Raw genomic sequence first — 25,358 nt, 5'->3', positions numbered from 1 at the left:
TATTTCTTTTTTTCATCTTCATTGGAATCTTGCTCAAGAGCAAGTTCAAATCCAAGGAAGAGATTTCGGGCATCAAAAAAATAATCCTCAACCTGGCCCTCCCCGCCACTATTTTTATTGCGCTCTTGGGCATAAAGGTCGAGCCGCACCTTTTGGTGTTGCCCTTGTTGGCCCTTGGGCTCAACCTATTATTGTTCTTGGCCATGCCCTTCATATTGCCGGTAATGGGCATTGGCATGGGGACCCCTGAGTTCCGGACGGCAAAATTGTTGGTCCCGTCGCTTGCGCCTGGGTTGTCCTCCTTTCCGTTCATCTTGGAATTTTTGGGAGAAGACTATCTGGCCAAAGCAGCCATGTCCGATCTGGGAAACAAGGTGTTTGTGCTCTTCTTCCTATATCTGGTCGCCATGAACTGGCATTATGGGATTCAATCCAGCGGCAAAAAAAATGAGGGGAAAAAACTCGTCCCCATGATCAAGGCCATGGTCTTCGAACCGGTCAACATCTTCATTGGAGTGGCGTTGGTATTGCTCGCTTTCGGCATGTCCATGGATTCACTGCCCTTTTTCCTCAGCGAAACATTGGAGAAACTCAGTTTGATCATGACCCCTTTGGTGTTGCTTTTCATCGGCTTGGCCGTAAAGATCAAAAGGAAACAGTTTTTTCAGATTTTTTCCCTGCTTTGCACAAGAGCTGGATTGGTCCTCTTCATCTGTGGCGCCTTTGTCCTGATTTCAGGGATACAGGCCCAAAACGAGATATTGCTCATCCTGGCCTTTGGCCTGAGTGCCTGTAGTTTTTGGCCCTATGCCCATATCGCTGCGGTGGACAGTATGGAAATGGGAGTGGAACCACAGAAAAAGACCTTCAGCAGTAGTTTTGGAGTGGCCGTTTTGGCACTGTCGTTCCCCTTGTCCACCATGCTCATTCTTGCCGTTTTGAACAGTGGTTCCTTTTTTGAGCATTCCTACACCATCTTGTTGGTTGCTCTTTTGTTGCTCGCCATCGGATTGTCCATTCCCCTATGTATCGGACTCAACAAAAGATGGTCTATCCAAAGGATAGTCGGGTACAAATTAAAGTCGGCAACGGAGAATGCTTGATTTTTAACCCTTCTCTTTGGTGACAACGTGGTATGTGGCATTGGCAATCAGGGCTATACTGAGCCAATAGGTCCCTAAAATGACCAAGCTGGACAGGTAGAAGGGTGATTTGAACTTTGCTATGGCTATCATCGTATCGGAAAACATGAACAACAGCACCGCCACGGCAATCCATCGGTAGGGTTTTGCGCGGTCCCGCAAAAAAGTTCCTATCCCCTGCCACGCCATGAACGAGATCAGAAGCACATAGAGTGCTACGGGCACCATGAATGCCCCCAAATCGGGTTTCAACCAAAAAAACAGGGCGGTGGCAATTCCGAATAGGGCCACAAAAGAGCCCCAATGGAGATAAAACCCTTTGTGCTTGATAAAAGCAAGGGCAAAAAGTACATGCCCTACCAGAAAAGTGGCCAAACCATAAACGAAGTATGACTCAAAGAGCAACAGTACATCGCCCACCAAGCAGAAAAACAGCGCGGCCAAAATCCCACTCCTGAAAGAAGTATTGGGAAGAAAAAAGAGATGGGACATGATCAGTATCGTAGTCAGGGGTTTCAGGAAAACATAGATTTCCCTGTTTCCCACCATCTCAAAATAGATGGCCAAACTGGCGGAAACCAGACACAGCAGATTGATGAAAAAAGGTCTTTTGAGTGTTGTTACCATTCCTTGAAAGGTGTTTTGCTCAATTGGGAATTATAATATTTTCGTTGGCCCGTGACCTCTTCCCCGAGCCATTCGGGTCTTTCAAAAGGTTCGTCCTCATGTTCAAGTTCCACTTCGGCCACAATGAGGCCTTTGTTCTCCCCCAAAAACTCGTCCACTTCAAAAATGTGCTTGCCTGATGGCACTTCGTACCGATTTTTTTCAAGAATCCCACTTTCACATAAATCGATAAGGTTCGTGGCTTCTTTGACAGAAATCTCTATTTCCCATTCAAAACGGGTGGTGCCCGAATCGTTGGAAGCCCCCTTCACCGTCAAAAAACCCTTTTCCCCCATGATCCTGACCCGTACAGTTCGGCTTGGATCCGTGTTCAAAAATCCCTGTGCTATTCGTGTCTGGGATGTGGCCTCTTGCTTATAGGCATCCGAGCTGACCAAAAATTTCCGTTCTATTTCCAGATGTTCCATCAAACTAAATATACCCTAAATTTGGGTATGGATTTCGATTTTCCCTTCAGAAAAATCATTCATGTGGACATGGATGCGTTCTATGCTTCCGTGGAACAGCTGGACAATCCAGAGCTGAAGGGAAAACCTGTTGCCGTTGGCGGGGGCTCGCCTCGTGGAGTGGTCTCTGCCGCCAGTTATGAGGCCAGGAAGTTTGGGGTGCGCAGTGCCATGTCGGGCTATTTGGCCCAGCGAAACTGTCCGGATCTCATCTTTGTCAAACCCCGCTTTGACCGCTACAAGGAGGTCTCCAAACAGATCCGCCGCATTTTTTTGGAATATACGGATCTCGTGGAACCGCTTTCTTTGGATGAGGCCTATCTGGATGTGACCGAAAACAAGGTCGGGAATCCGTCCGCGACCCTCATCGCCAAGGAAATCCGGCAAAAAATATGGGACAGAACAGGTTTGACGGCTTCTGCCGGAATCTCCATCAACAAGTTCATCGCCAAGGTGGCCAGTGATTACAACAAGCCCAACGGCCAAAAGACCGTGAACCCCGAAGAGGTGATCCAATTTTTGGAGGAGCTCGATATCCGAAAGTTCTATGGGGTGGGAAAGGTCACTGCCGAAAAAATGTACAAACTGGGCATTTTCACGGGAAAGGACCTCAAAGAAAAGTCCCTGGAGTTTCTGGACGGGCACTTTGGCAAAAGTGGAAAATTCTACTACAACGTGGTCCGTGGCATTCACCACAGCACCGTGAAACCGCACCGCATCCCAAAATCGGTGGGAGCCGAGCGCACTTTCTTTGAAAATCTGAGCAGTGAGGTCTTTATGTTGGAAAAGCTGGATCATATTGCCCAAGAACTGGAAAGGAGGCTCCAAAAGTCCAAAATAGCGGGCAAAACGGTCACCCTGAAGATCAAATACAGCGATTTCACCCTGCAGACACGCAGCAAAACGCTCCCGTACTATGTGGCGAGCAAGGACCTCATCCTTGAAACGGCCAAAGAACTCCTCTACCAATCCGCTTTGGAAAACTCTGTCCGATTGCTGGGCATTTCACTGGCCAACCTCAACACCGAAAAAAAGAAAAAGGAAGAGACCCAAAAAGAAACGGTCTCGGTACAGCTCAAGTTTGATTTCTAAAAAAAAACCTCCCGTTTGGGAGGTTTTGATCTTTAATTTTTAATATCCTTTTCCATCGGTTTGACCGTCGGGGTCTTGGGATTCCCATCCGCATCGATTTCCACGATGTTGTCAAAACCAAGGGCATCCAGTTTGTTGATGATCTCGGCCCTGTCGCCCACCATGAACCAATTGATCTTTTCCGGTTTCACCACTTGGTTGCTCACTTTCTTGATGTCATCCACAGAAAGATTTCTTACATTTTGATCGTACTTTTGGTAATAATCATCAGGCAGGTTGTATCGGACCAAATTCCTGATAGAGCCATTCACAGAGCTATTGGTCTCCCATTGTCCGGGGAGTTTCAGCACTTGATTGTTCTTCACTTTTTCAAGCTCTTCCTTGGTCGCGGGCCGTGTAGAGGTGAATTCTGAAATTTCCTTTCTGATCTCCGTCACGGATTCCGCGGTCTTATCGGTCTGCACGGGGGCATACACGATGAACGGGCGCGCTTCTTTGGACCCTATCACGAAGCCTCCTGCGCCGTAGGACCAGTGCTTGTCTTCCCGCAAGTTCATATTGATCCGCGAAGTGAAGTCACCTCCAAGGATGTTCACCATTTGCTCCAAGGCAATCTCGGAAACATCCCCATACTTTTCGGTCAAGTGCCCTGCCAAGATCACCGATTGTTGCGATTCTGGCCTGTTCATCAGGTAAAGGGTGTTCTTGGAATCGGTTTTGGGTGCGTTGAAGGTAATCTTCGGCACATCCCCCTTCTTCCATTTGCCCAATGTTTTTTCCAATTTGGATTTCAACTCGCTCATCTCCACATCCCCTGTCACGATGATTGTGGAGTTGTTCGGCTTGAACCAAGTGTTGTAAAAATTTACCACATCTTCCCTGGTCAGTTTTGAAACGGTGTCCTCATAGCCTGTTCCGGTATAAGGGCTGCTGTACGGATGATCCTCTCCATACAAATACTTGTTCATGACCCTCAGTGCCATGGTGATGGGTTGTGATTTTTCCTGTTTGATATCGTTGATCTGTTCGTCCCGTAGTCTTTCAAACTCCTTTTCGGGGAACACTGGGTTGAGCACCACGTCCAAAAAGAGGTCCAGACTGGCATCCAAGCTCGGTTTCAGGGTAGTCATATACACATTGGATTCGTCCTGACTGGAGAAAGTGTTCAACGAGGCGCCCAACAATTGCAGCTGTTCGTTGATCTCGAGGGCGTCCATGTCCTTGGTGCCCTCATCCATCAAGTTCATGGCCAATTTGGCGGTACCGGGGCTGGACAGGTAATCGGTCTTATACCCTGCATCCGCGACCAAATTGATCACAATGGTGGGCACTCCCTTGCGTTGGGCCAAAATCACATTCAGCCCGTTGGAAAGTTGAGTACGCTGCAATTCCGGGAATTGGGAACTTTTCTGGGGTCCCAATTCCGGCAATTTGCTCCTGTCCACAGAGGATTCCACAATTCCATATTCTGGAAATGGATTGCAGATCAGGACATGTTTTCCTTTGGAAAGCCATTTGGCTGCTGTGTTCTTCAGATCGGCAATGGTGGCCTCTTCAACATATTTCAAGGTTGTTTTATAATAGGCCGGGTCTTTGTGATAGGTTTGGTTGGATGCCAGGATATCGGAAATTCCTCCAAATCCTCCTATACGCTCCATACCTTTGATGAAACCCGAAAAATAGCTGGCCTTTGCCCTTTTGAGCTCTTCTTCGGTCGGGCCTTCCTTGATGAACCTATCAATTTCTGCCCAAAGTTCCTTTTCCAATTTTGCGGGGTCTTGACCCTGCTTTACGTTCACCCACGTGATGAACTCACTGGCTATTTCACTGGACGATTGGAAAGAGACCGCTGCACTGGCCGATTGGTCTTTGTAAATGAACTTTTGATAAAGTCTTGAATTCTTTCCACTGGAGAGAATGGAGGATATCAGGTCAAAATGAAGGTCTTCCCTAGATCCGAACTGAGGGGTATTCCAAGCAAAAAGTACCCTGGTTTCCGGAACACGGTCCTCGTATACCTGTCGGGAATCATTGACCTTATTGGGGATGTTCACTTCCTGTCGTTCCACAGTAGGGCCCGAAGGGATGTCCCCGAAATACTTGATCACTTTTTGATGGACTTCCTCCGCATCGATGTCTCCTGCGACAGCAACCACGGCATTGGCAGCTCCATAATACGATTTGAACCAGTCTTGTACATCTTCCAAGGAAGCTGCATTCAGATCTTCCATTTCCCCGATCACTGTCCAGGAATAGGGGTGGCCTTTAGGGTACATTGCCTTGGTCAAATAATCCCACTGCATCCCGTAGGGTTGGTTTTCGCCTTGTCTTTTTTCGTTTTGCACTACCCCTCGCTGCTCATCCAGTTTTGCTTGATCTATGGCGCCCAGCAAATGCCCCATCCGGTCGGACTCCAAAAACAGTACTTGGTCCAGCGCGGACACCGGCACATTCTGAAAATAGTTGGTCCTGTCCGTGTTCGTGGTTCCATTGAGGTCGGTTCCCCCGATGCTCTCCAAGGCCTGGAAATAATCGGTGTTGTAGTTCTCGCTTCCATTGAACATCAAATGCTCAAATAGATGGGCAAACCCGCTTTTTCCGGGTTTTTCGTTTTTGGACCCTACGTGGTACCAAACGTTCACGGCCGCTATGGGCGCTTTATGATCTTCATACACCAAAAGGGTGAGCCCATTCTCCAAAGTGTACTTTTTGTAAGCGATGTCTATGTCATCCGCTTTAAACTGAAAACTCTGCCCATAGTTCGCAGGACAGAACAATAGGCCTATGATCAAGGCCAGAAGTAATTTTTTCATTGAAAAAGTTTTTATTGTTTGATTGATAAAATTGAATACAACAAGATATGAAATAGTTTACAATCCACACGATTTTAATCAGTTAGCATCCCTATAAATGAAGTGAATGACCTCGAGAACCTCTTTTATAGCACAATCAACCCACCAACCATGCATCAACTCTTTTGGTATCTTCCTTTTTGTTAAATTTGTAAGCATGCAGCGTCCTGAATTGCACCAACATATCATTACCACAGCGGGCAACCTGTTCTATGTACAGGGTTACAATTCAACGGGGATCAATGAAATCATTGAGAAGTGTGACATTGCCAAGGCGACGCTCTACGGACACTTCAAATCCAAAGAAGACATCTGCGTGGCCTATCTGGAGCAACGGCACGATGCCTTTATGAACTCCCTAAAGAGTTATGTTGGCTTAAAAAAGAAGGGGAAAAGTCGGTTGTTGGCCATTTTTGACCTCTTGCAGGACATGTATCGCGAAGAAAACTTCCAAGGTTGTTGGGGCTTAAAAACCCTTGGGGAACTGTCCCCCCATCAAAAAAAGATACTTGGCGTCATCCAGAAACAAAAAAAAGACCTGTTGTTGTTCTTGGGCGAAGTTGTTGGGGAGAACATTCCCAATCTGTCCCGTGCCGAAATGGAAAAGACCTCGGGAGGGCTTTATTTGCTGTACGAGAGTGCTATTACCGAAAGTCATCTGTTCAAGAACGACTGGCCCATCTACATGGCGAAGAGCATCGCTCCCTCCTTGTTCACGGAGCTGGAATAAAAAACCCTCTCACGACAATGAAAGGGTTTTCTTTTTAGCTGTCCCAACTATTCTTAGGCTTCCACTTCTTCCAAAGGTTGTACTTCGGGAAAATCTATAGGCGTGTCCACCACATTGTTGATATAGTTGGAGATGGTCTTGTCGCCCACCAAAACTATGGTGTCGATCAGGTTTTCCTTGGTCCATCCGGCAGCGAAGAAATTATCCACAATTTCAGGACTGGCAATTCCCCTGTTCTCGGTGATGTTCTTGGCCAATTTTGCCAAAGCGTCCAATCTGTTGTCAAAAGAGGCTTTACCTGCTCTTAGTTCCAAGATCTGGCTGTCGGTAAATCCGTTCATTTTACCAATGGCCGTGTGCGCTGCCAAACAATAGAGACAGTCATTCACCTGGCTCACTGCCAAGTTCACCACTTCCTTTTCTTTGGCCCTAAGGGAAGTCTTGGCATTGGCAAAGGTCAAATAATTTCCCAATGCATTTTCCGAATGGGCAAAGGTGGCATAGAGGTTGGGGACAAATCCCAACGCTTTTTTAAGGTTGTCAAAAATGGTCTGGTTGGCCGGACTTACTTCTTCTCTTGTGGGTACATTGAATGTGCTCATGATTTTCAAATTTTAACTATTTATACTGATTATGATTTTTGTACGAAGGGTTTTTCTGCATCACAGTAGTAATCGTGATGGTATTTTTGCTCACAGTGTTCTGCAACACTTACAATTGGTGGTGCGGTTCTGCGCATCTGCCGAAAAATCTCAATGAGATTAAAAATGGGTCTGTCCATTGCTTTCATCTTTTACCTTGATTTGAATTACATGGCAAAGATGCTGCGAAAGAAGGGGTAAGGGTTAGGAACAATTTCCCGATGGCTTGCCCAATTTTCCCTTAGGTGCCCAAAACGGGATTTCCGCGGTATTCGGAGGGGGTCATTTGGGTCATTTTCTTAAAAAATCGGCTGAAATGGGCAGGGTCGTTGAACCCCAGTTCAAAGGCAATTTCCTGATTTTGCTTATCGGTGTAGTTGATCAGCCGTTTTGCTTCCAAGGCAATGCGGTCCAAGATGATCTGTTGTGGGGATTTTTGGTTGTAGATGGCAAACAGATTGGAGAGGGTCTTAGGCGACTTAAAGAGCATATCGGCATAATCGCTGACCCTCCTTTTGGTCTTATAGTGCAGGTCCACCAAAAAATTGAACCTCCGGATGGTATCGATCTGTTCATTGTCCAGCGTTTGGACGATAAGTTGTTCCTTGGCCAATCGGGTGCCCATGATGATGAGACGTTTCAAGAGCATCTGAAGCATATCCCCCTGGATATTGTCCGGGGTGGAAAATTCCTCCACGAACATGTCGTACAACAAATTGAACTTGGACAGTTGCTCCTTGGGCAAAGTGATGATGGGCACATCCTGTGTACCAAAAAACAAAATCCCATTACAGGAAACCTCACTGTCATGGTCAAAAACACAATAGAACTCCCTGTTGAAAAGAATGGCCGAAAGCGGTAACGTGGTCTTGGCGAGGGACACATGCTGTAAATAGGTGACCGTGATCAACTGGTTGGGCAAAAGTTCCAAGGGCACTCCATCCACTTCAATGGTCAGCGCCTGCTCATTCCTGTTCCATAAAAACTTGATGGTCTTCGAGGTGTCGGAAAACCGTTCTTTATCATTTTTAAAGTCCTCGGCAAGACCCAGAACGGCCCCTAATTTTTGATCCGTGTACTCGTACCTCATGTGTGGTTTGGTGTCAGTTGAAAAATTAGTCTTGCCGGCCCGACCAAACTTACAGTTGGAACAGGCGTAAAAAAAACGGGACCCAAGTTTTGAAAAAACTTAAGGTCCCGCTATTATAGTAAGGAATACCGTAAACTTAAAAATTGCAGCTTGTGATCTCGGTCACCCTAAGAGTGTTCACCATTCCTTTGTCCTTGATGGGCATGGCCGCCAAGCTGACCAACATGTCCCCGACCTCCAAGAAACCTTTCTTGCAGGCCATCTGGTTCACATCTTCTATGGTCTGGTCGGTAGATACAAACTTATCATAGTAAAAAGCCTTGACCCCCCAAAGCAGATTCAGTTGGGTCAATATCCTTTTGTTGGAGGTAAACACCAAAATGTGGGCACTGGGTCTCCAAGCCGATATCTGAAAGGCCGTATAGCCACTGTTCGTAAGTGTGGAAATGGCTTTCGCTTGGATTTCATTTGCCATCAGGGCAGCGTGGTAACATACCGATTTGGTGATGAACCTATTGGTCCTGATATGTGGTGGTGTCTGTGGCACCTTGATCAAACTGGAGTTTTCCACACTGGTCAGGATGCTTGCCATTCTTTCGATCACTTGTACAGGATAGTTCCCTACCGAAGTCTCACCGGACAACATCACGGCATCGGCCCCGTCCATGACCGAATTGGCCACGTCGTTCACCTCGGCACGGGTCGGCGTAAGGCTAGTGATCATCGTCTCCATCATCTGGGTCGCAATGATTACGGGTATCCTGCCTTTTTTGGCCCTCAATACGAGTTTTTTCTGGATCAATGGAACCTCGTGGGCGGGCACTTCCACACCCAAATCGCCCCTGGCCACCATAAGTCCGTCGCAGTGCGTAACGATTTGATCAATGTTCTCCACCGCTTCGGGTTTCTCTATCTTGGCAATGATGGGGATTTTATGATCGGAATGTTTCTTGATCAGTTCTTGAAGGTCGATAAGGTCCTGCCCATGTCGTACAAAGGAAAGAGCCATCCAGTCCACCTTGTGTTCTATGGCAAAAATGGCATCCTTTATGTCTTTCTTGGTCAGTGCGGGCAAGGAAATAGCGGTGTTGGGCAGATTCACCCCTTTTTTTGACTTTAAGGGACCTCCCTGTATCACCGTAGCCGTCACCTCGTTCTCCCCATTGGTAGACTTTACCTCAAAAATGAGTTTACCATCATCCAATAGGACACGTTCCCCAGGTTTTACGTCCTTGGGGAAGTTCTGGTAGTTCATATAGACCTTTTGGGCGGTTCCCTCGAAAGGTTCCCCTGTTGCAAAGACCACTTCATCACCTGGGGCCACAACGGCCTCGCCCCCCATTACCCCTACTCTCAGTTTGGGGCCCTGAAGGTCTGCCAGGATGGATGTGTTCACCTCCAACTCTTCATTCAGTTCCCTTATCATTCTGATCCTTTCCGCTACATCATCATAAGATGCATGGGAAAAGTTTATCCTAAAAACATCCACACCTGCCTCGATCATCGCCTTGAGGGTTTCCTTTTTACTGGTGGCAGGTCCCAAGGTTGCTACAATTTTAGTCTTCTTTCTAGTTGGCATTGTTAAAAGATTAAGTTTCTTTTTGATTTTAATGTCTGTGTTTCCAAAGGGTATGCTGTTATAACCCTGTCTATCTTTTTGATGTCCCTTAGTTTTTGGGAAAGTGTGGCCTCATCGGCCGCCTCCACTTTTAGGAAATAATCGATCTCTTTTCGTTCCTTGATCAGATGATCGGTCCTTGCGGAAACGTTGTTCTCAAACAGACCTCCTGAAGGTATAACTTCCTCGACCACACATTTGTTCGAAATCAGCGTCCAATAAATATCGTTCATCCCATCGTCCCAGTCAAACACAGAAAAAGATAGATTTTCATCCAGATGAAGGTCTATTTTCATCCTTTTCAAATACAATCCGCATTTGGAATTTATGGCATAGGTCATTGCATAATCTTCCAAATCACTGTGTATGGCGATGAGCCTGAAACTATCGTCATATAAGTCTGCCGATATCCTATGTGTTGTCATCATGCCCTTAACACGAAATGTAAATATACTCTTAATCCAATTGAATGCCTAGTCAATACAAAACAATACACTTGTTAAACCCTTCGAAAACGATTGAGTTTACCTTTTTTTAATGTTATTGATTTTCCATTTTGTTCTGTAGGGCAAAATAGGCTCGCTTCGATGCTTTTTCTTCGGCTTTCTTTTTGGATGTGGCCCTTGCCTTGGCCAAAATGCGCCCTCCAATGGTCAGTTTTACCGCAAAATGTTTCAGCTCGTCATTGCCAGTGTCCTCATAGACATTATAACTGAAAGGCGTCTTCTGTTTTTGGCACCACTCGATCACGAGGCTCTTGTAACTGATGACCTTGCCTTCCAATTGCTCAATGTCCACGTAGGGCTCTATGACCCTTTCATGGATGAATTTTTCGCAATAGGGATAGCCCCTGTCCAGATAAATGGCCCCGATGAGTGCCTCGAACACATTGCCATGGATGTTTTCCCCAAAATGGGTCTTGGGTATCCTGCTCTCCACAAAGCGCAAAAGTCCCAGATCTTTCCCCAGCTCGTTCAGATGTTTGCGGCTCACCACTTTGGAACGCATTTTGGTAAGGTAACCCTCGTCCCCTTCGGGCACCTCATTGTACAGGTGTTTTGATATGATGGTCCCCAACATGGAATCCCCCAAAAACTCCAAGCGTTCATAGTTCATTGGGTTGCCGTTGGCGTCCTTTTTATTGACGGAACGGTGAAGAAAAGCTTTTTTGTAGATCTCCAGATTTTTGGGCTTGAACCCTAGAATCTTTTTCATTCCCAAAAAAAAATCCCCATCCGAGCTGGGATGGGAATTGAATATTTTGGAGGTGAATTTCATGTTACAAAACTACCCCAATTTTTTGAATACCAGACACGCATTGTGCCCTCCGAAACCAAAAGTATTGCTCATGGCCACGTTTACTTCCCTCTTCTGCGCCTGGTTGAGCGTCAGGTTGAGCGAAGGATCGATCTGATCGTCCACCACACTATGGTTGATGGTCGGTGGTACCATTCCGTGTTCCATGGCCAAAATGGAGGCAATGGCCTCAATGGCCCCTGCCGCTCCGAGCAAGTGACCGGTCATGGATTTGGTGGAGTTGATGTTGATGTTGGGTGCATGTGCGCCAAACACCTTGGAAATGGCTTTGAGCTCGGCCACATCGCCCAGTGGGGTGGATGTTCCGTGCGTATTGATGGCGTCCACGTCCTCAGGTTTCAGCCCTGCATTCTGTAGACAGTTTTCCATTACTTTGACCACACCGATACCTTCTGGGTGTGGGGCGGTCATGTGATAAGCGTCGCTGGATAGGCCTCCGCCGAGTACTTCGGCATAGATCTTCGCCCCTCTTGCCTTGGCGTGTTCGTATTCTTCCAGGATCAGTGCACCTGCACCTTCTCCAAGAACAAAGCCGTCACGTGTGGCATCAAAAGGTCTGGATGCCGTTTCGGGGCTTTCGTTCCGTGTGGAAAGGGCATGCATGGCATTGAAACCACCCATACCTGCCATGGTAACGGCAGCTTCACTTCCTCCGGTCACGATAACGTCGCAATGGCCCAAACGGATATAATTGAGCGCATCGATCATGGCGTTGGCCGCCGATGCACAGGCCGAAACGGTGGTATAGTTTGGCCCCATGAACCCATGCTTGATGGAAATGTTCCCTGGTGCGATGTCCGCGATCATTTTTGGGATGAAGAAGGGGTTGAAACGGGGCGTGCCATCTCCCTCGGCAAACCCGATTACCTCATTTTGGAAGGTTTCCAATCCGCCGATACCGGCTCCCCAAACAACACCTACCCTGAACTTATCCACTACATTGAGGTCGATTCCAGAGTCTGCAATGGCCTCATCCGAAGAGACAAGGGCATATTGTGCAAACCTGTCCAGTTTTCTTGCCTCCTTACGATCAAAATAATCTTCGGGGTTATACCCTTTCAGCTCACAGGCAAATTTTGTCTTGAACTTCTCGGTATCGAAATATGTGATGGGTGCAGAACCACTCTTTCCGGTCCGTAGTCCTTCCCAATAAGCCTCCAAATTGTTGCCTATTGGAGTAAGTGCCCCCATTCCGGTAACCACAACTCGCTTTAACTGCATTGAACTATTTTTTACCCTTTAGACCTAAATTATAAAAAAAATTATCCATGCGATAATCACCACATGGATAATTTAAAATCTTTAGCGATATATCATAAAATTATTTAGCTTCTTCTATATAGCTAATGGCCTGACCAACAGTGGCGATGTTCTCTGCTTGATCATCTGGTATTTGGATATCAAATTCTTTCTCAAACTCCATGATAAGTTCAACAGTGTCCAAGGAATCCGCACCTAGATCGTTGGTAAAGCTAGCTTCAGCTACAACCTCATTCTCATCAACGCCCAGTTTATCAACGATAATAGCCTTTACTCTTGATGCAATGTCTGACATAATTATTGTGGTTTTAAAAATTTAATCGTTGGCAAAAATATAAAACTTTGGATTAAATACACTATTTGTCGATAAATTGTGTCCCAAATTAAACATCTTAAGGCTCAGTACATTACTTTAGCCGCTTGAAGTTAATCCAAAATCACGTCAATTCCTAACCCAATGAAACGAATTGTTATCTTGGCTTCGGGCAGTGGCTCAAACGCAGAAAACATTATCACTTATTTTACGGAAAACCCAAAGATCCAGGTGGCTGCCGTACTTACGAACAAGAGTTCCGCCAAAGTGCTGGAGCGGTGCGATAGGCTACAGATTCCTGCTTTTTACTTCAATAGGTCCGCTTTTATGGCATCGAACACAGTGGTCCAATTGCTCAAGGGGATTGGAACCGATATGGTCGTGCTTGCCGGCTTCCTTTGGAAGATCCCCCAAAACATCATAGACACCTATCCCAACCAGATCATCAACATACACCCTGCGCTATTGCCCAAATACGGGGGAAAGGGCATGTATGGGGAACGGGTACATCAGGCTGTAAAAGAAAATGGTGAGACGGAAACGGGCATTACCATACATTATGTAAACGAACATTATGACGAAGGTGCCATCATCTTCCAGGCAAAAACTGCCGTGGAACCTTCCGACAACCCCGATAGCATTGCCCAAAAAGTGCACCAATTGGAATATGAGCATTTCCCGAAGGTGATTGAAAAACTCCTTATATAAATGGCAAAAAAGAAGTTTTATGTGGTCTGGAAGGGCAAGCACCCTGGTATTTTTGAGTCCTGGGCCGATTGCAGGGCACAGATAGAGGGATTCAAGGGCGCCCAATACAAATCGTTTCCCACCTTCGCCGAGGCCAAAAAGGCCTATAACGGCAACTACTCGGATTATAAGGGTACCACAAAAGGCAAATCGGAACTTTCGCCACAAGAGCTTCTCAAAATAGGTGACCCCAACTATAACTCCATCGCAGTGGATGCTGCCTCCAGTGGCAATCCGGGCAAAATGGAGTACCGCGGCGTGGACACCAAGACCAAAAAGGTGCTGTTCCACCAAGGGCCCTTTGAGCAGGGAACCAGTAATGTGGGGGAGTTTTTGGCATTGGTGCACGGTCTTGCTTTTTTAAAGCAGAAAAAAAGCGATCGCATCCTGTATTCCGATTCGAGGATTGCCATCGGTTGGGTCCGAAAGGGCAAATGTGGCACCAAACTGGACAAGACGGCCAAAAACGCAAACCTTTTTGAGCTCATCGAACGCGCCGAAGACTGGCTGAAAAAAAACCGATACACCACCCCCATCGTGAAATGGGAGACCAAGGCATGGGGTGAGATTCCCGCAGATTTTGGCAGAAAATGAAGTTTGAGACTTGAGACAAAAGACGTAAGACATAAGACTTGGAAAAATCTTGTCCTTAAAAACATCCTTGAACTGAATTTGAACTTATGCTTGGGGTTGAACGCGTACCTACCCTCTTTTCTTAAATCCTTCACCAATGATTCCAATATGGAATATCAAAACGTATATTTGCACCAAATTTTAACGAATGGGCAAATTGCTGATCGTGGGAAGTATGGCCTTTGATGCCATTGAGACCCCATTTGGAAAAACAGGCAAGATCTTGGGAGGTGCCGCAACGTTCATCGGTCTGGCCGCCACCCAGTTCAAGGTAAGGTCCGCCATCGTCTCCGTGGTGGGCGAGGATTTTCCCGAAGCATACATGGATATTTTGAAGGACAGGGACATCGACCTTTCCGGGGTAGAAGTGGTAAAAGGGGGAAAGACCTTCTTTTGGCAGGGCAAATACCATAACGACCTCAATTCGAGGGACACTTTGGTGACCGAACTCAACACCTTGGCCGACTTCAATCCCATCGTTCCCGATGGTTTTGCCGATGCGGATGTGGTCATGTTGGGAAATCTCCACCCCAATATCCAACTGAGTGTAATTAATCAGATGGAAGAACGACCAAAACTCATTATACTGGACACCATGAACTTTTGGATGAACCACACATGGGATGAGCTTATGGACGTTATCGCCAAAATAGACGTCATCACCATAAATGATGAGGAGGCCCGACAAATGACCAAGGAATATTCCCTGGTGAAGGCCGCTGCCAAGATCCAAGAGATGGGACCCAAGTATGTGGTCATCAAAAAAGGGGAGCATGGTGCACTTTTGTTCCATGAAAACAATATTTTCTTTGCCCCCGCTCTTCCTTTGGAAGAGGTTTTTGACCCGACGGGTGCCGGGGACACCTTTGCCGGTGGTTTTGCGGGCTACTTGACCCAGGCCGGGAACATTTCGTTCGAGAGCATGAAAAATGCCATCATACACGGTTCCAACTTGGCTTCCTTTTGCGTGGAACGTTTTGGTACCGAACGCATGGTGGAACTGAAAAAACACGAGGTGGAGGCCCGTTTGATGCAGTTTAAGGAATTGACACAGTTCAATATTGAATTAACATAAATACCCGCCCTGAAATTTTCGGGGCTTTTTTTATTCGGTTTGTTATGAGTGATGCCATTAAGCACGAATGCGGAATATCACTGATCCGTTTGCTTAAACCCCTGGAATACTACAAGGAAAAGTACGGTACGGCTTTCTATGGAGTGAACAAAATGTACCTGATGATGGAGAAGCAGCACAACCGCGGACAGGACGGTGCCGGTTTTGCAAGCATAAAGTTGGACATGAACCCTGGAGAACGCTATATGAGCCGGGTACGCTCCGCCAACCAACAGCCCATCCAGGATATTTTTGATCAGATCAATGCCAGGATCAACACCACATTGGCAGAGCACCCAGAGCATGTAAACGATGTGCCATGGCAAAAAAAGAACATCCCCTACATCGGCGAACTTTTGATGGGGCATGTGCGCTATGGCACCTTTGGAAAGAACAGTATAGAAAGTGTTCACCCGTTTTTGAGGCAGAACAACTGGATGCACCGTAACCTTATCGTGGCGGGCAACTTCAACCTCACCAACGTTGACGAGCTTTTTGGCAATCTGGTGGAACTGGGACAGCATCCCAAGGAAATGGCCGACACCGTGACCGTTATGGAAAAGATAGGTCACTTTTTGGACGATGCCGTGGCCAAACTCTACAAACAGATCAAAAAGGAAGGGTACAACAAAAGGGAGGCCTCCCCATTGATCGCGGAACGCCTGAACGTGGCCAAGATATTGAAAAAAGCTTCCAAAAACTGGGACGGCGGCTATACCATGGGTGGGCTTTTGGGCCATGGGGACGGTTTCGTGGTCCGTGACCCCGCAGGTATCCGACCCGCCTATTATTATAAGGATGATGAAGTGGTGGTGGTCGCTTCGGAACGGCCCGTGATCCAGACCGTTTTCAATGTAAAGTTTGAAGATGTCATGGAATTGGACCCAGGGCATGCCATCATCGTGAAGAAAAACGGCTCCGTCTCCATCAAGGAGATTTTGGAACCTTTGGAGCGTAAGGCCTGCTCCTTTGAGCGCATCTATTTTTCCCGTGGCAGTGACAAGGAAATCTATCAGGAACGAAAAATGCTCGGGAAGCTGGTCTTCCCCCAAATCCTGAAATCGATAAATGACGACCTGCCCAACACCGTGTTCTCCTATATCCCCAACACTGCTGAGACTTCTTTCTTTGGATTGGTAAAAGAGGCCCAGAGCTATCTCAACAAAAAGAAGGAGCAACAGATCTTGGCTTTGGGCCCCAATATAACAGGGGAACAGCTGCATGAAATCTTGGATGTACGGCCACGGATCGAGAAAGTTGCCATAAAGGATGCCAAGCTGCGCACCTTCATTACCCAAGATAGCAACCGGGACGATCTGGTGACCCACGTTTACGACATTTCCTATGGCTCTGTGAAGGAGACCGACAACCTCGTCATCATAGATGACAGTATCGTGAGGGGAACCACATTAAAAAGGAGTATCCTAAAAATATTGGACAGGCTCTCGCCCAAGAAAATCATCGTCGTCTCCTCCGCACCGCAAATCCGTTATCCGGATTGCTACGGTATCGACATGGCCAAGTTGGAAGACTTTGTGGCCTTTAAGGCCGCCCAGGCCTTGCATGAAGAGCAAGGGACCACACATAAGATCAAGGAGATCTACGAAAAATGCCTTACGCAGTTGAAATCCAAGGACAAGGATGTTGTCAACTATGTGAAGGAATTCTATGCCCCGTTCACACCAGAGCAGATTTCCAAAAAGATTGCCGAGATATTGAGCCCAGAAGGGATAAAGGCCGAAGTGGATATCATCTACCAGACCGTGGAAAGCCTGCACGAGGCCTGCCCCAAAAATTTGGGTGACTGGTATTTCACAGGGGATTATCCCACTCCTGGCGGCAACCGCGTGGTGAACCGGGCCTTCATCAACTTCTTTGAAGGGAAGAACGAAAGGGCTTATTGATTCTATATATCCATCGGCCCATATAAGAGTGTGCATTTCATCGATGAAACGAGTAGATTAGCGGCTTTTTATACGATGGGCAGGACACAATCCTACTTTAGTATTGCCATAGCATAAGTAGGTTAAGTTCATGGTAAGATTTGGGGCAAAAAAGGTGGAATTTCTTCCACCTTTTTTATTTTCTACCATCCCCATTCAGTTCTGTTTCCTCCGACTCCGATACAACTTTCACCAAAGGATTACGGGAAAACCCCGGTTTTTTTAAGGTTTTTGTCCAATGGGGATTGGGGCATAGTTATTATCTTGTGCCAACACACAATCCCCATACTTGCCCAGTGCAGCAGAACCGTATATGAGCACAATGTTCATTTACAACATGTTGCCGTGGATGCTTTAAAGATTCCCCCAGATCTTATTATTAATTTAAAGCTTGACAAGTATGAAACAATTAAAAGACCTACTATCGGCAATACTATTGGTCCTGATGTTTTGCGGTTGCGAAAAAGAGGAGGGAATCCCTGAAAAAGCCGCAAAAGAACAAGAGTTCTCTATTGAAGAAATCAACTTTGGACAGATAAGCGACAAGTCACTCATATCGGAAGTATTCCAAAAGGTCAAGAATCCCACAAAAGGTAGTTTTGCTGACAAAGCGGAACTATACAACTTTACGATTGATTCCTCAAGAATCAAAAGGCTGGAGAGGAACGGACGCACAACTTACATTTTCCTTGTAAAGCGTGACAGTCTGGATCTGGAACGCTTCGAGAACCTTGTGGTATTCAAAGACAGTAACAATACCACTAAAGCATTCCTGCTCGAATACCTTACTGACTATGCCGAACTGATGGAGGCTCATAGCTCATTCTCCTATGCGGGCAACCCAAAGATAACCCCCTTGTTGGACACGGAAGGCCTTGACATCGCCTCCAAACAGGTGCAGTTTTGCTATTCCGTCACCGTGACCTATTGTTCCTGGGGCGGCACCCACATTGCGGGGGCCGCCTGCCTGGCCGCCAACGATGGCCGCACCTATACCGTAAACCAGACCAATTGTGTCTGGTTCGATGATGGAGGGGACGGTGGAGGAGGTCCTGGCGGTGGGGGCGGTGGAGGAGGCGGGGGCGGAGGACCCGACCCTGGGGATGATTTTGACAACTCACCCATTGGTGACGATCTTACCCTTGAACTGAAGAACTTTGTGAAGTATTCCCTCTCCTTAACAGAAAGATCTTGGTTTTATGCAGCATCCGATACCTTTAGGAAACAGATGGCCACTTTCTTGGATGCACACAATTTTTCAGACCAAGCAAAGACACTTGCCGATGAGATGGTAGTGCTAAACCACCGGCTCAATTATTCAATGGGTCACTCAGAACTGTCCTATCTGATAGAGAATCCATATATGGCGGAAGAAATCAATAACTTTTTAGATATAAACACTTCACCAGAAGCCAAGGACTACGCAGTTGAGACATTCATAGATTTTGACAATGCGGAATTAGAAGATTTTGAACAAGACTACAAAGGGAGAATGTCTGTTTCTGAAAGAACAATATTCGATGCCATGACAAGGTTTAAACAGCTTGGTTATCTGCTAAATGCACAAAAAGCAACATGGGAGTCTGAAAATCTCTATCCAAATTCCCTCTACAATGGAAAGGGGGACGCCTTCAGGCATACCTACTTTAATGGATTAAATGCTATTCTATTGGGGGCCACATTGGCAGAGGACTTGGCAACCGCCCATGAAGATAAGCCTGCTCCACCGAATTACCCCAATTATTTTAAAGAAGTACAAATGGACCTGTTCAACAATGCAGTGGGTAGAAATAAAAGAAACTGGCTGTCCGATGGTTATGATTCCTTATCGGAAAGCATTCAGGATGCCATGGTAAATGGTGAGTTAAGGTACTTGTCAAATCTTCAGGGAAGTGGCACAAGTGGAAGGGCAACCAACCAATCGCAGTTAATCCCAACAAATTAAACAAAATGAAAAAGGTATTATTTATTTTTCTTTTATCCATCTTATTCTTGTCCTGTGATTGTAAAAATTGCGGAGATCACAGAAATTTCGTTGTTACTGATTTTTCTAAAAAACGAGTAGATACACTTATCCCATATGAAAACAAAACCTATGTGGGTTACATAATTAAAATTAAAGGCAATGTCAACGATACTATCAAAATCCAGATGGTAAATTATGGAGGCCATTACATGATACCGCCCGGAGAAATTGATACACTTTTGAATGCAGACTATTATGGGAAGGATACTTTAATTTGGGCTTTTGACCCCTATAGGGCAACCAAAGGAAAACTGGAAATTGAATATGGGCTTTAGATAAAAGAGTCAACAGATTGCAACGTTACTCAATGCTAGCTAGTAGAAGACCAAATGACTCTATAATTGGTAATAAGACATAAAGCAATAATGAAGACAGTAGGTTATATTTTAGTGGCGGCCCTCATGGTCATGTGCAAGCCTTTGCATATAAAGGAATTTGAACTTGAAACAATTCCTGGTTTGAGGGGAAAGGTAGAAAAAATGGTGATAACGGATGTTGGTTACGACAGTGATTCCCTGAATACGGGCAATACAGAGATATTAAGAACCGTAAGCACTATTCTTTTAAACAAAAATAATAAGATCTTAAAGCAAATGGACCTTTATCTGTATTCTAAATCAAGGGAAAGACCCATTGTTGCCGATTTCCATTATCAAGATAAATTATTGACCTCTATTGAATCCAATGTATATGGCAGAAGGGACAGGAAAGAATACAAATATGATAAAAGGCGGAATTTAATTGAGACCAGGGATTTCGAAAATGACACATTGGTTTTTATTCTATCGGTAAAATATGACAAGAAAAACAACCCTGTTGAAGTAAAAAGACATAGGATTTCATCAGGAAAAACTTCGACCGAAGAATATAAATATGACTACAAAGAGGGAATTGTCACGATACAAACTGTTCCCGTCGAACATTCAAGTGATTCAAGAGAATACTACGATGAAAATTATTTAAGGAACCACTATGATAAAAAAGGGCGCATAACAAAAACAGAAATCATAACCCAAAATAAGATCATAGATCACACCACTATTTATCAATACAATGCCCAGGGGGATGTTATTAAGAGCTTCTCTCTTGACGAAAACGGTCATACAATTGGTATACTTAAAAGTTATGAATATACATATGATAACGAAGGGAACGTAATTGTTAAGAAAATTTTTGAGAATGGTGGATTGGTCGGCAAAACGACTTATGATATAAATTACAGGTAGGAAGAAAATATAAAGAATTCAAAAAAGCATCATTTAACTGGTACTGATAGCCAAATCAAAGCTCCTAGTGCAACAAGAGGCCAATACAGGTACATAATGGAAGTCTTGTCAAAAAAAGGTGGAAAGAGATTCCACCTTTTTTATTTTCTACCCTTCCCAATCCGAAAAATCACTTCTTTTCTTGACAAATGTCAATTATTAACCAAAGTTGTACACTTCAACGCATTTAAGAGAGTTTCATCCAAAAATTTATCGGGCCGGCTGCCCCTTGGCGTACATTTGGAGGACCATAGCATAAGTAGGTTAAGTTCATGGTAAGATTTGGGGAAAGAAGGCGGAGCATGCTCCGCCTTCTTTATGTTTGACTACCAAGGATTTATCCATTTCATCGACGAACTGCACATTTTCTTTTTTCCACAAAAAGCAAAAATTTCCCCAAAAGCCTTTGTTATTTTACACAATACCAGTATTTTAGTCCCGCCATAGCATAAGTAGGTTAAGTTTATGGTAAGATTTGGGACGAAAAGGGCGGGGGCTTCCTCGCCCTTTTCTATTTACCAATGGCCTGGAAACAAAAAAGCCGTGCACAAGTGCACGGCTTTTCATTTTAAGGAATGCTTTTCCGCTATTTCGCGGCCTTGTAGTTTTCTGAAACCTTATCCCAGTTCACCACATTGAAAAAGGCCGAAATATAATCTGCCCTTCTGTTCTGGTAGTTCAAATAATAAGCATGCTCCCAGACATCCAATCCCAAAATGGGTTGTCCTTCACAGCCAACATTGGGCATGATGGGGTTGTCTTGGTTGGGTGTGGAACAGATTTCCAATTTTCCACCCTTGTGCACACATAGCCAAGCCCACCCGGAACCGAAACGGGTTGCGGCAGCTGCGGCAAATTTTTCCTTGAAGGCATCAAAAGAGCCAAAAGCATCATTGATGGCCGTGGCAAGGTCTCCGCTTGGCGTGCCACCTCCATTCGGGGACATCACTTCCCAGAAAAGCGAGTGGTTGTAAAATCCTCCACCGTTGTTTCGCACGGCTCCGTTGTTCATATCCAAGTTGGACAGAATGTCCATGATGTCCTTTCCTTCCAGATCGGTGCCTGCAATGGCATTGTTCAAGTTGGTCGTGTAGCCGTTGTGGTGCTTGGTATGGTGGATCTCCATGGTCCTAGCGTCTATATGTGGTTCCAGCGCATCGTACGCGTACGGTAACTTTGGTAATTCAAAAGCCATAATATTTGTGTTTTTATGTTAGTACTTAATTCCTGTAAAAATACGGGTTTTAACAAACATATTCCGCTAAAACCCTGTTAAGTTAAAGCTCGGAATCCGTATTTTGCAACAAAAATCTCCTTGGAGGCATCACATTTTAAAATATACAGTGCGTCGGCAGGTTCGGGCAAGACCTATGCCCTGGCCAAGGAATATATCAAATTGTTGCTCTCCAATGATTCCCCTTCGAAGTTCCGTCAAATTTTGGCCATTACCTTTACCAACAAGGCCGTGGACGAAATGAAGACCCGGATCTTGGATAATCTCTATGCTTTTGGACAGGACCCCGTGCCCGAAAAACAGCAAGGCTTGTTCCGCTCACTTTGTGATGAGCTTTCCCTGAGCGAAGACCAATTGCGAAAAAAGGCCTCATTGATCCTGAAGCGCATTCTCCACAATTACTCTTTTTTTGAGATATCGACCATTGACAAATTCAACCACAAGATCATCAAGACCTTTGCCCGTGATCTTCAGATTTCCCAAAATTTTGAGGTAGAGCTCAATCTGGCCCTTCTTTTGGAAGAAGCTGTGGGGAGATTGCTGGAGCGGGCGGGCGATGATGAAAAACTGACCGAGGTCCTGATTGCCTTCTCCCTCGAGAAAATCGATGATGACAAAAGCTGGAACATTGCCTATGACCTTGTGGAAATCGGGAAATTGTTGTTCCAGGAAAACCATGCGGAACATATTGACCCACTGCGCACCAAAACCATTGGAGATTTCCAGGACATCCAACAACTATTGGCATCGGAAACCAAGGTCATCGAGGAAAAGATTAAACAACTTGCCCAAGACGTACTTCAGGAAATAGAACGCCAAGGGTTCAATATGGGTGATTTTCCCCGACAGACACTGCCCAATCATTTCCAAAAAATGATGGATGGGGAATTCAACCCCAAAAACATCTATACGAGTAAAACCTTGGAAAGCAATCTTATCGATGGCAAATTGCTCAAAGCTGCGGATAAAAGGGAGGTGTCCGGTCTGGCCGCTTTCATTTTGGAGCACTATCTGACCATCAAGCAACTCGTCTATCGGCACAGCTATCTGAAAAATGTATATGGCAATATCGTCCCCATGACGGTCCTGAACGAAATCGCCAAAGAGATCAAGAACATTGAACTGGACAGGGACATTGTTCCCATTTCCTCCCTCAATTCAATTCTTTCCAAAGAAATCAAGGACCAACCCGTGCCATTCATTTATGAACGGATGGGCGAAAAGTATCGGCATTATTTTATTGATGAGTTTCAGGACACCTCCAAAATGCAATGGGACAATTTGGTGCCACTGATCGGCAACGCATTGGAGAGCGAGACCGAAAGACAGGAACGGGGCTCCCTTTTTTTGGTGGGCGATGTGAAACAGGCCATTTACCGATGGCGGGGCGGAAGGGCCGAGCAATTCCTTGACCTGCTCACTGGAAAGGCACATCCTTTTGCCGTGGAGCCCAGTATCCATTCCCTGGACACCAACTGGAGGAGCTGTGATGAAATCGTGGACTTCAACAATAGTTTTTTTACAGAAGTGGCACCCGTTCTTGGCAATGAGGATTATCGAAACCTCTTCTTGAACGACTCCCACCAAAATACGAACCATAGGCCCGGCGGTTATGTCCAGTTGTCCTTTTTGGACAAGGATGTGGAAAACAAGGATGAGGCATACTGTGCCCAAGTATTGGGAACAATCAATAAGATTGCTTTGGAAGGGCATGCTTTTTCAGACATCTGCGTACTGGTTCGGGACAATAAAAAAGGTATGTTGTTGGCCGATTTCTTGGCGCAACAGAACATCCCCATCATTTCCTCGGACGCCCTGTTGCTGGACAACAACGACAAAGTGACTTTTTTGATCTCCATTCTCCGGATCTTTGAAAACATACAGGACCGGGAAGCGGCATACCATATTTTATTATACCTCTCCAAAGAAAATTCGGAAAGACACCAGATCATTTCAAAAAACCTGGACCATGTGGCCCATTTTCTGGCCAACGGGTATGGCTTCCATATCGATCGATTGAAGGGAACGTCCGTTTTCAATATCCTGGAGCAGGCCATTGTATATTTTGGCCTCGCCGAAGGCTCAGTGGCCCATATTTCATTTTTGATGGACGAGGTCCTGGATCTGGAAAAAAGACAAGGTCCCAGCATCTATGCTTTCCTTAAGTATTGGGAGGTGAAAAAAGAATCCCTGTCCATAGCTGCACCCGATGGTGTGGATGCGGTGAAGATCATGACCATCCACAAGGCCAAGGGGCTGGAATTTCCCTTTGTCATCTTTCCCTTTGCCAATGCCGTACTGGACGATAAGCGAAAGAAAAAGAAATCGTGGGTGCCCGTTCCACAAAATGAAACGGTTTTGGGCCTTGATGAGTTTCTCATCACCAACAATAAGGATATGTTGGAGTACAATGAGATTGCCCAGCTGAAATATGTGGAGGAAGAGCAGAAAACCTTGTTGGACTCGATGAACGTGCTCTACGTGGCCCTGACCCGTCCGGTAAAAGGCCTGTTCGTGATCTCGGAAACGGCCAAAACGACTTCTTCCATTGACACTGCCACTTCATATACCGACCTTTTTCTGTGGTATATCCAGCAAAAGGGCATTCCTGAAAGCCGCTCTGGTGTATATACCATCGGAACTTTTCCAAAAAAGGAACAGGGCAGTACCCCAGCCATTTCCAACGAAAACCATATTCCCTACATCACCCGCCCCAAAGCGGATGCGGCATTTACCATTTCCACCAAATCGGGCCGTATGTGGGACGATGGGCGCGTGGAGGCCATTGAACTGGGGAACCTTGTCCATTATGCATTGAGCCAAATCCGAACGGCGGCCGATGTCGATCCTGTTCTGGAGCGACTGGAGCGGGAAGGGCATTTTTCCAAAGAGGCCGTTGTTGACATCAAACAAAAAATCATGGCCGTAGTGGACCATCCCAAGTTGCAGGTTTTCTTTCAGGACGGTCCCCAAATATGGAACGAGCAGGAAATCCTCACGGCAAATGGCCCTTCGCTACGCCCGGACAGAATCGTCATTTTTAAAAATGAAGCCACCATCATCGACTATAAAACAGGAAAGCCCTCCCCTTCCCACAAGGAACAGATCGTGCAATATGCGGATATCCTGGAAGGAATGGGCTATTCCATCAAAGATTCCATTATTGTTTATATTGACCAGCAAATAGAACCTATTTTTGTGTAAAATG

Annotated in this window: 22 protein-coding genes; 11 read left to right on the top strand and 11 right to left on the bottom strand. The window is 45.8% G+C overall.

Annotation, left to right across the window (positions count from 1 at the left end):
- Window positions 1-29: 29 nt before the first annotated feature.
- Window positions 30-1,103 carry an AEC family transporter gene (locus tag FOT42_RS04600; protein ID WP_151889410.1) on the top strand — a complete coding sequence of 358 codons (1,074 nt, stop codon included), beginning with the start codon at window positions 30-32 and terminating at the stop codon, window positions 1,101-1,103.
- Window positions 1,104-1,106: 3 nt separating this feature from the next.
- On the opposite strand, the gene FOT42_RS04595 is transcribed toward FOT42_RS04600, so the two are convergent.
- On the bottom strand, window positions 1,107-1,769 hold the full coding sequence (locus FOT42_RS04595; RefSeq protein ID WP_151889409.1) for a lysoplasmalogenase: 663 nt from the start codon (window positions 1,767-1,769) through the stop codon (window positions 1,107-1,109).
- Window positions 1,763-2,236 (bottom strand): CYTH domain-containing protein, encoded by a 474-nt coding sequence (locus FOT42_RS04590; RefSeq protein ID WP_151889408.1) that lies wholly within the window; start codon window positions 2,234-2,236, stop codon window positions 1,763-1,765. The genes FOT42_RS04595 and FOT42_RS04590 overlap by 7 nt, the downstream gene beginning before the upstream one ends.
- A gap of 27 nt (window positions 2,237-2,263) precedes the next feature.
- On the opposite strand from FOT42_RS04590, the gene dinB reads away from it, so the two are divergent.
- Window positions 2,264-3,367: a DNA polymerase IV gene (gene dinB / locus FOT42_RS04585; protein ID WP_151889407.1), complete on the top strand. Its 1,104-nt coding sequence runs from the start codon at window positions 2,264-2,266 to the stop codon at window positions 3,365-3,367.
- 32 nt (window positions 3,368-3,399) lie between these two features.
- Here dinB and FOT42_RS04580 read toward each other — a convergent pair whose 3' ends face one another.
- Complete coding sequence (locus FOT42_RS04580; RefSeq protein WP_151889406.1) at window positions 3,400-6,180, bottom strand: M16 family metallopeptidase; 2,781 nt, start codon at window positions 6,178-6,180, stop codon at window positions 3,400-3,402.
- A 196-nt stretch (window positions 6,181-6,376) separates the two neighbouring features.
- Between FOT42_RS04580 and FOT42_RS04575 the strand changes: the two genes are divergently transcribed.
- Window positions 6,377-6,949 (top strand): TetR/AcrR family transcriptional regulator, encoded by a 573-nt coding sequence (locus tag FOT42_RS04575; protein WP_151889405.1) that lies wholly within the window; start codon window positions 6,377-6,379, stop codon window positions 6,947-6,949.
- Between the two features lie 53 nt (window positions 6,950-7,002).
- On the opposite strand, the gene FOT42_RS04570 is transcribed toward FOT42_RS04575, so the two are convergent.
- From FOT42_RS04570 to FOT42_RS04540, 7 genes are all read right to left on the bottom strand, one after another.
- Window positions 7,003-7,551, bottom strand: a complete 549-nt coding sequence (locus FOT42_RS04570; RefSeq protein ID WP_151889404.1) for a carboxymuconolactone decarboxylase family protein — start codon at window positions 7,549-7,551, stop codon at window positions 7,003-7,005.
- A gap of 280 nt (window positions 7,552-7,831) precedes the next feature.
- A complete protein-coding gene (locus tag FOT42_RS04565; protein ID WP_151889403.1) occupies window positions 7,832-8,680 on the bottom strand; it encodes a helix-turn-helix domain-containing protein in 849 nt (282 codons plus the stop codon).
- Window positions 8,681-8,816: 136 nt separating this feature from the next.
- On the bottom strand, window positions 8,817-10,259 hold the full coding sequence (gene pyk / locus FOT42_RS04560) for a pyruvate kinase (protein WP_151889402.1): 1,443 nt from the start codon (window positions 10,257-10,259) through the stop codon (window positions 8,817-8,819).
- 2 nt (window positions 10,260-10,261) lie between these two features.
- Complete coding sequence (locus FOT42_RS04555) at window positions 10,262-10,726, bottom strand: IPExxxVDY family protein (protein ID WP_151889401.1); 465 nt, start codon at window positions 10,724-10,726, stop codon at window positions 10,262-10,264.
- 112 nt (window positions 10,727-10,838) lie between these two features.
- The gene (gene rnc / locus FOT42_RS04550; protein ID WP_151889400.1) at window positions 10,839-11,576 is read right to left on the bottom strand and encodes a ribonuclease III; all 738 of its coding nucleotides are present in this window, start codon (window positions 11,574-11,576) and stop codon (window positions 10,839-10,841) included.
- 9 nt (window positions 11,577-11,585) lie between these two features.
- Entirely contained in the window at window positions 11,586-12,836 is a 1,251-nt protein-coding gene (gene fabF, locus FOT42_RS04545) for a beta-ketoacyl-ACP synthase II (RefSeq protein WP_108422421.1), read from the bottom strand.
- 100 nt (window positions 12,837-12,936) lie between these two features.
- A complete protein-coding gene (locus FOT42_RS04540; protein ID WP_009778413.1) occupies window positions 12,937-13,170 on the bottom strand; it encodes an acyl carrier protein in 234 nt (77 codons plus the stop codon).
- A gap of 162 nt (window positions 13,171-13,332) precedes the next feature.
- Here FOT42_RS04540 and purN point away from each other — a divergent pair, with 162 nt between their 5' ends.
- The 7 genes from purN (at window position 13,333) to FOT42_RS04505 (ending at window position 20,877) form a co-directional block, all read left to right on the top strand.
- Window positions 13,333-13,896, top strand: coding sequence for a phosphoribosylglycinamide formyltransferase (purN, locus tag FOT42_RS04535; RefSeq protein WP_151889399.1), 564 nt, complete (start codon window positions 13,333-13,335; stop codon window positions 13,894-13,896).
- Entirely contained in the window at window positions 13,897-14,529 is a 633-nt protein-coding gene (locus FOT42_RS04530) for a ribonuclease H1 domain-containing protein (RefSeq protein ID WP_151889398.1), read from the top strand. It begins immediately after the preceding gene.
- A gap of 187 nt (window positions 14,530-14,716) precedes the next feature.
- On the top strand, window positions 14,717-15,643 hold the full coding sequence (locus FOT42_RS04525; protein WP_151889397.1) for a PfkB family carbohydrate kinase: 927 nt from the start codon (window positions 14,717-14,719) through the stop codon (window positions 15,641-15,643).
- Between the two features lie 44 nt (window positions 15,644-15,687).
- The gene (locus FOT42_RS04520) at window positions 15,688-17,586 is read left to right on the top strand and encodes an amidophosphoribosyltransferase (protein WP_151889396.1); all 1,899 of its coding nucleotides are present in this window, start codon (window positions 15,688-15,690) and stop codon (window positions 17,584-17,586) included.
- 439 nt (window positions 17,587-18,025) lie between these two features.
- Entirely contained in the window at window positions 18,026-19,570 is a 1,545-nt protein-coding gene (locus FOT42_RS04515) for a DUF6973 domain-containing protein (RefSeq protein ID WP_151889395.1), read from the top strand.
- Between the two features lie 5 nt (window positions 19,571-19,575).
- The gene (locus FOT42_RS04510) at window positions 19,576-19,926 is read left to right on the top strand and encodes a hypothetical protein (protein ID WP_151889394.1); all 351 of its coding nucleotides are present in this window, start codon (window positions 19,576-19,578) and stop codon (window positions 19,924-19,926) included.
- 90 nt (window positions 19,927-20,016) lie between these two features.
- Window positions 20,017-20,877, top strand: a complete 861-nt coding sequence (locus FOT42_RS04505; RefSeq protein WP_151889393.1) for a hypothetical protein — start codon at window positions 20,017-20,019, stop codon at window positions 20,875-20,877.
- Window positions 20,878-21,502: 625 nt separating this feature from the next.
- Here the strand turns inward: FOT42_RS04505 and FOT42_RS04500 are convergent.
- On the bottom strand, window positions 21,503-22,111 hold the full coding sequence (locus FOT42_RS04500; protein ID WP_151889392.1) for a superoxide dismutase: 609 nt from the start codon (window positions 22,109-22,111) through the stop codon (window positions 21,503-21,505).
- 120 nt (window positions 22,112-22,231) lie between these two features.
- Between FOT42_RS04500 and FOT42_RS04495 the strand changes: the two genes are divergently transcribed.
- Window positions 22,232-25,354: a UvrD-helicase domain-containing protein gene (locus FOT42_RS04495; protein WP_151889391.1), complete on the top strand. Its 3,123-nt coding sequence runs from the start codon at window positions 22,232-22,234 to the stop codon at window positions 25,352-25,354.
- Window positions 25,355-25,358 lie beyond the last annotated feature (4 nt).

It is taken from the genome of Flagellimonas hadalis (genome assembly GCF_007785775.2).
GTDB lineage: Bacteria > Bacteroidota > Bacteroidia > Flavobacteriales > Flavobacteriaceae > Flagellimonas > Flagellimonas hadalis.
This window is presented reverse-complemented; position numbering and strand designations above follow the sequence as displayed.

What these genes read in the sequence shown, in the direction of transcription:
- FOT42_RS04520 (WP_151889396.1), top strand. Translation starts at nt 15,688, where the DNA reads ATGAGTGATGCCATTAAGCACGAATGCGGAATATCACTGATCCGTTTG.
- FOT42_RS04590 (WP_151889408.1), bottom strand. Translation starts at nt 2,236, where the DNA reads ATGGAACATCTGGAAATAGAACGGAAATTTTTGGTCAGCTCGGATGCC.
- purN (WP_151889399.1), top strand. Translation starts at nt 13,333, where the DNA reads ATGAAACGAATTGTTATCTTGGCTTCGGGCAGTGGCTCAAACGCAGAA.
- FOT42_RS04555 (WP_151889401.1), bottom strand. Translation starts at nt 10,726, where the DNA reads ATGATGACAACACATAGGATATCGGCAGACTTATATGACGATAGTTTC.
- FOT42_RS04505 (WP_151889393.1), top strand. Translation starts at nt 20,017, where the DNA reads ATGAAGACAGTAGGTTATATTTTAGTGGCGGCCCTCATGGTCATGTGC.
- FOT42_RS04580 (WP_151889406.1), bottom strand. Translation starts at nt 6,180, where the DNA reads ATGAAAAAATTACTTCTGGCCTTGATCATAGGCCTATTGTTCTGTCCT.
- FOT42_RS04510 (WP_151889394.1), top strand. Translation starts at nt 19,576, where the DNA reads ATGAAAAAGGTATTATTTATTTTTCTTTTATCCATCTTATTCTTGTCC.
- FOT42_RS04565 (WP_151889403.1), bottom strand. Translation starts at nt 8,680, where the DNA reads ATGAGGTACGAGTACACGGATCAAAAATTAGGGGCCGTTCTGGGTCTT.
- FOT42_RS04525 (WP_151889397.1), top strand. Translation starts at nt 14,717, where the DNA reads ATGGGCAAATTGCTGATCGTGGGAAGTATGGCCTTTGATGCCATTGAG.
- FOT42_RS04500 (WP_151889392.1), bottom strand. Translation starts at nt 22,111, where the DNA reads ATGGCTTTTGAATTACCAAAGTTACCGTACGCGTACGATGCGCTGGAA.
- dinB (WP_151889407.1), top strand. Translation starts at nt 2,264, where the DNA reads ATGGATTTCGATTTTCCCTTCAGAAAAATCATTCATGTGGACATGGAT.
- FOT42_RS04540 (WP_009778413.1), bottom strand. Translation starts at nt 13,170, where the DNA reads ATGTCAGACATTGCATCAAGAGTAAAGGCTATTATCGTTGATAAACTG.
- FOT42_RS04515 (WP_151889395.1), top strand. Translation starts at nt 18,026, where the DNA reads ATGAAACAATTAAAAGACCTACTATCGGCAATACTATTGGTCCTGATG.
- FOT42_RS04595 (WP_151889409.1), bottom strand. Translation starts at nt 1,769, where the DNA reads ATGGTAACAACACTCAAAAGACCTTTTTTCATCAATCTGCTGTGTCTG.
- FOT42_RS04570 (WP_151889404.1), bottom strand. Translation starts at nt 7,551, where the DNA reads ATGAGCACATTCAATGTACCCACAAGAGAAGAAGTAAGTCCGGCCAAC.
- fabF (WP_108422421.1), bottom strand. Translation starts at nt 12,836, where the DNA reads ATGCAGTTAAAGCGAGTTGTGGTTACCGGAATGGGGGCACTTACTCCA.
- pyk (WP_151889402.1), bottom strand. Translation starts at nt 10,259, where the DNA reads ATGCCAACTAGAAAGAAGACTAAAATTGTAGCAACCTTGGGACCTGCC.
- rnc (WP_151889400.1), bottom strand. Translation starts at nt 11,576, where the DNA reads ATGAAATTCACCTCCAAAATATTCAATTCCCATCCCAGCTCGGATGGG.
- FOT42_RS04575 (WP_151889405.1), top strand. Translation starts at nt 6,377, where the DNA reads ATGCAGCGTCCTGAATTGCACCAACATATCATTACCACAGCGGGCAAC.
- FOT42_RS04530 (WP_151889398.1), top strand. Translation starts at nt 13,897, where the DNA reads ATGGCAAAAAAGAAGTTTTATGTGGTCTGGAAGGGCAAGCACCCTGGT.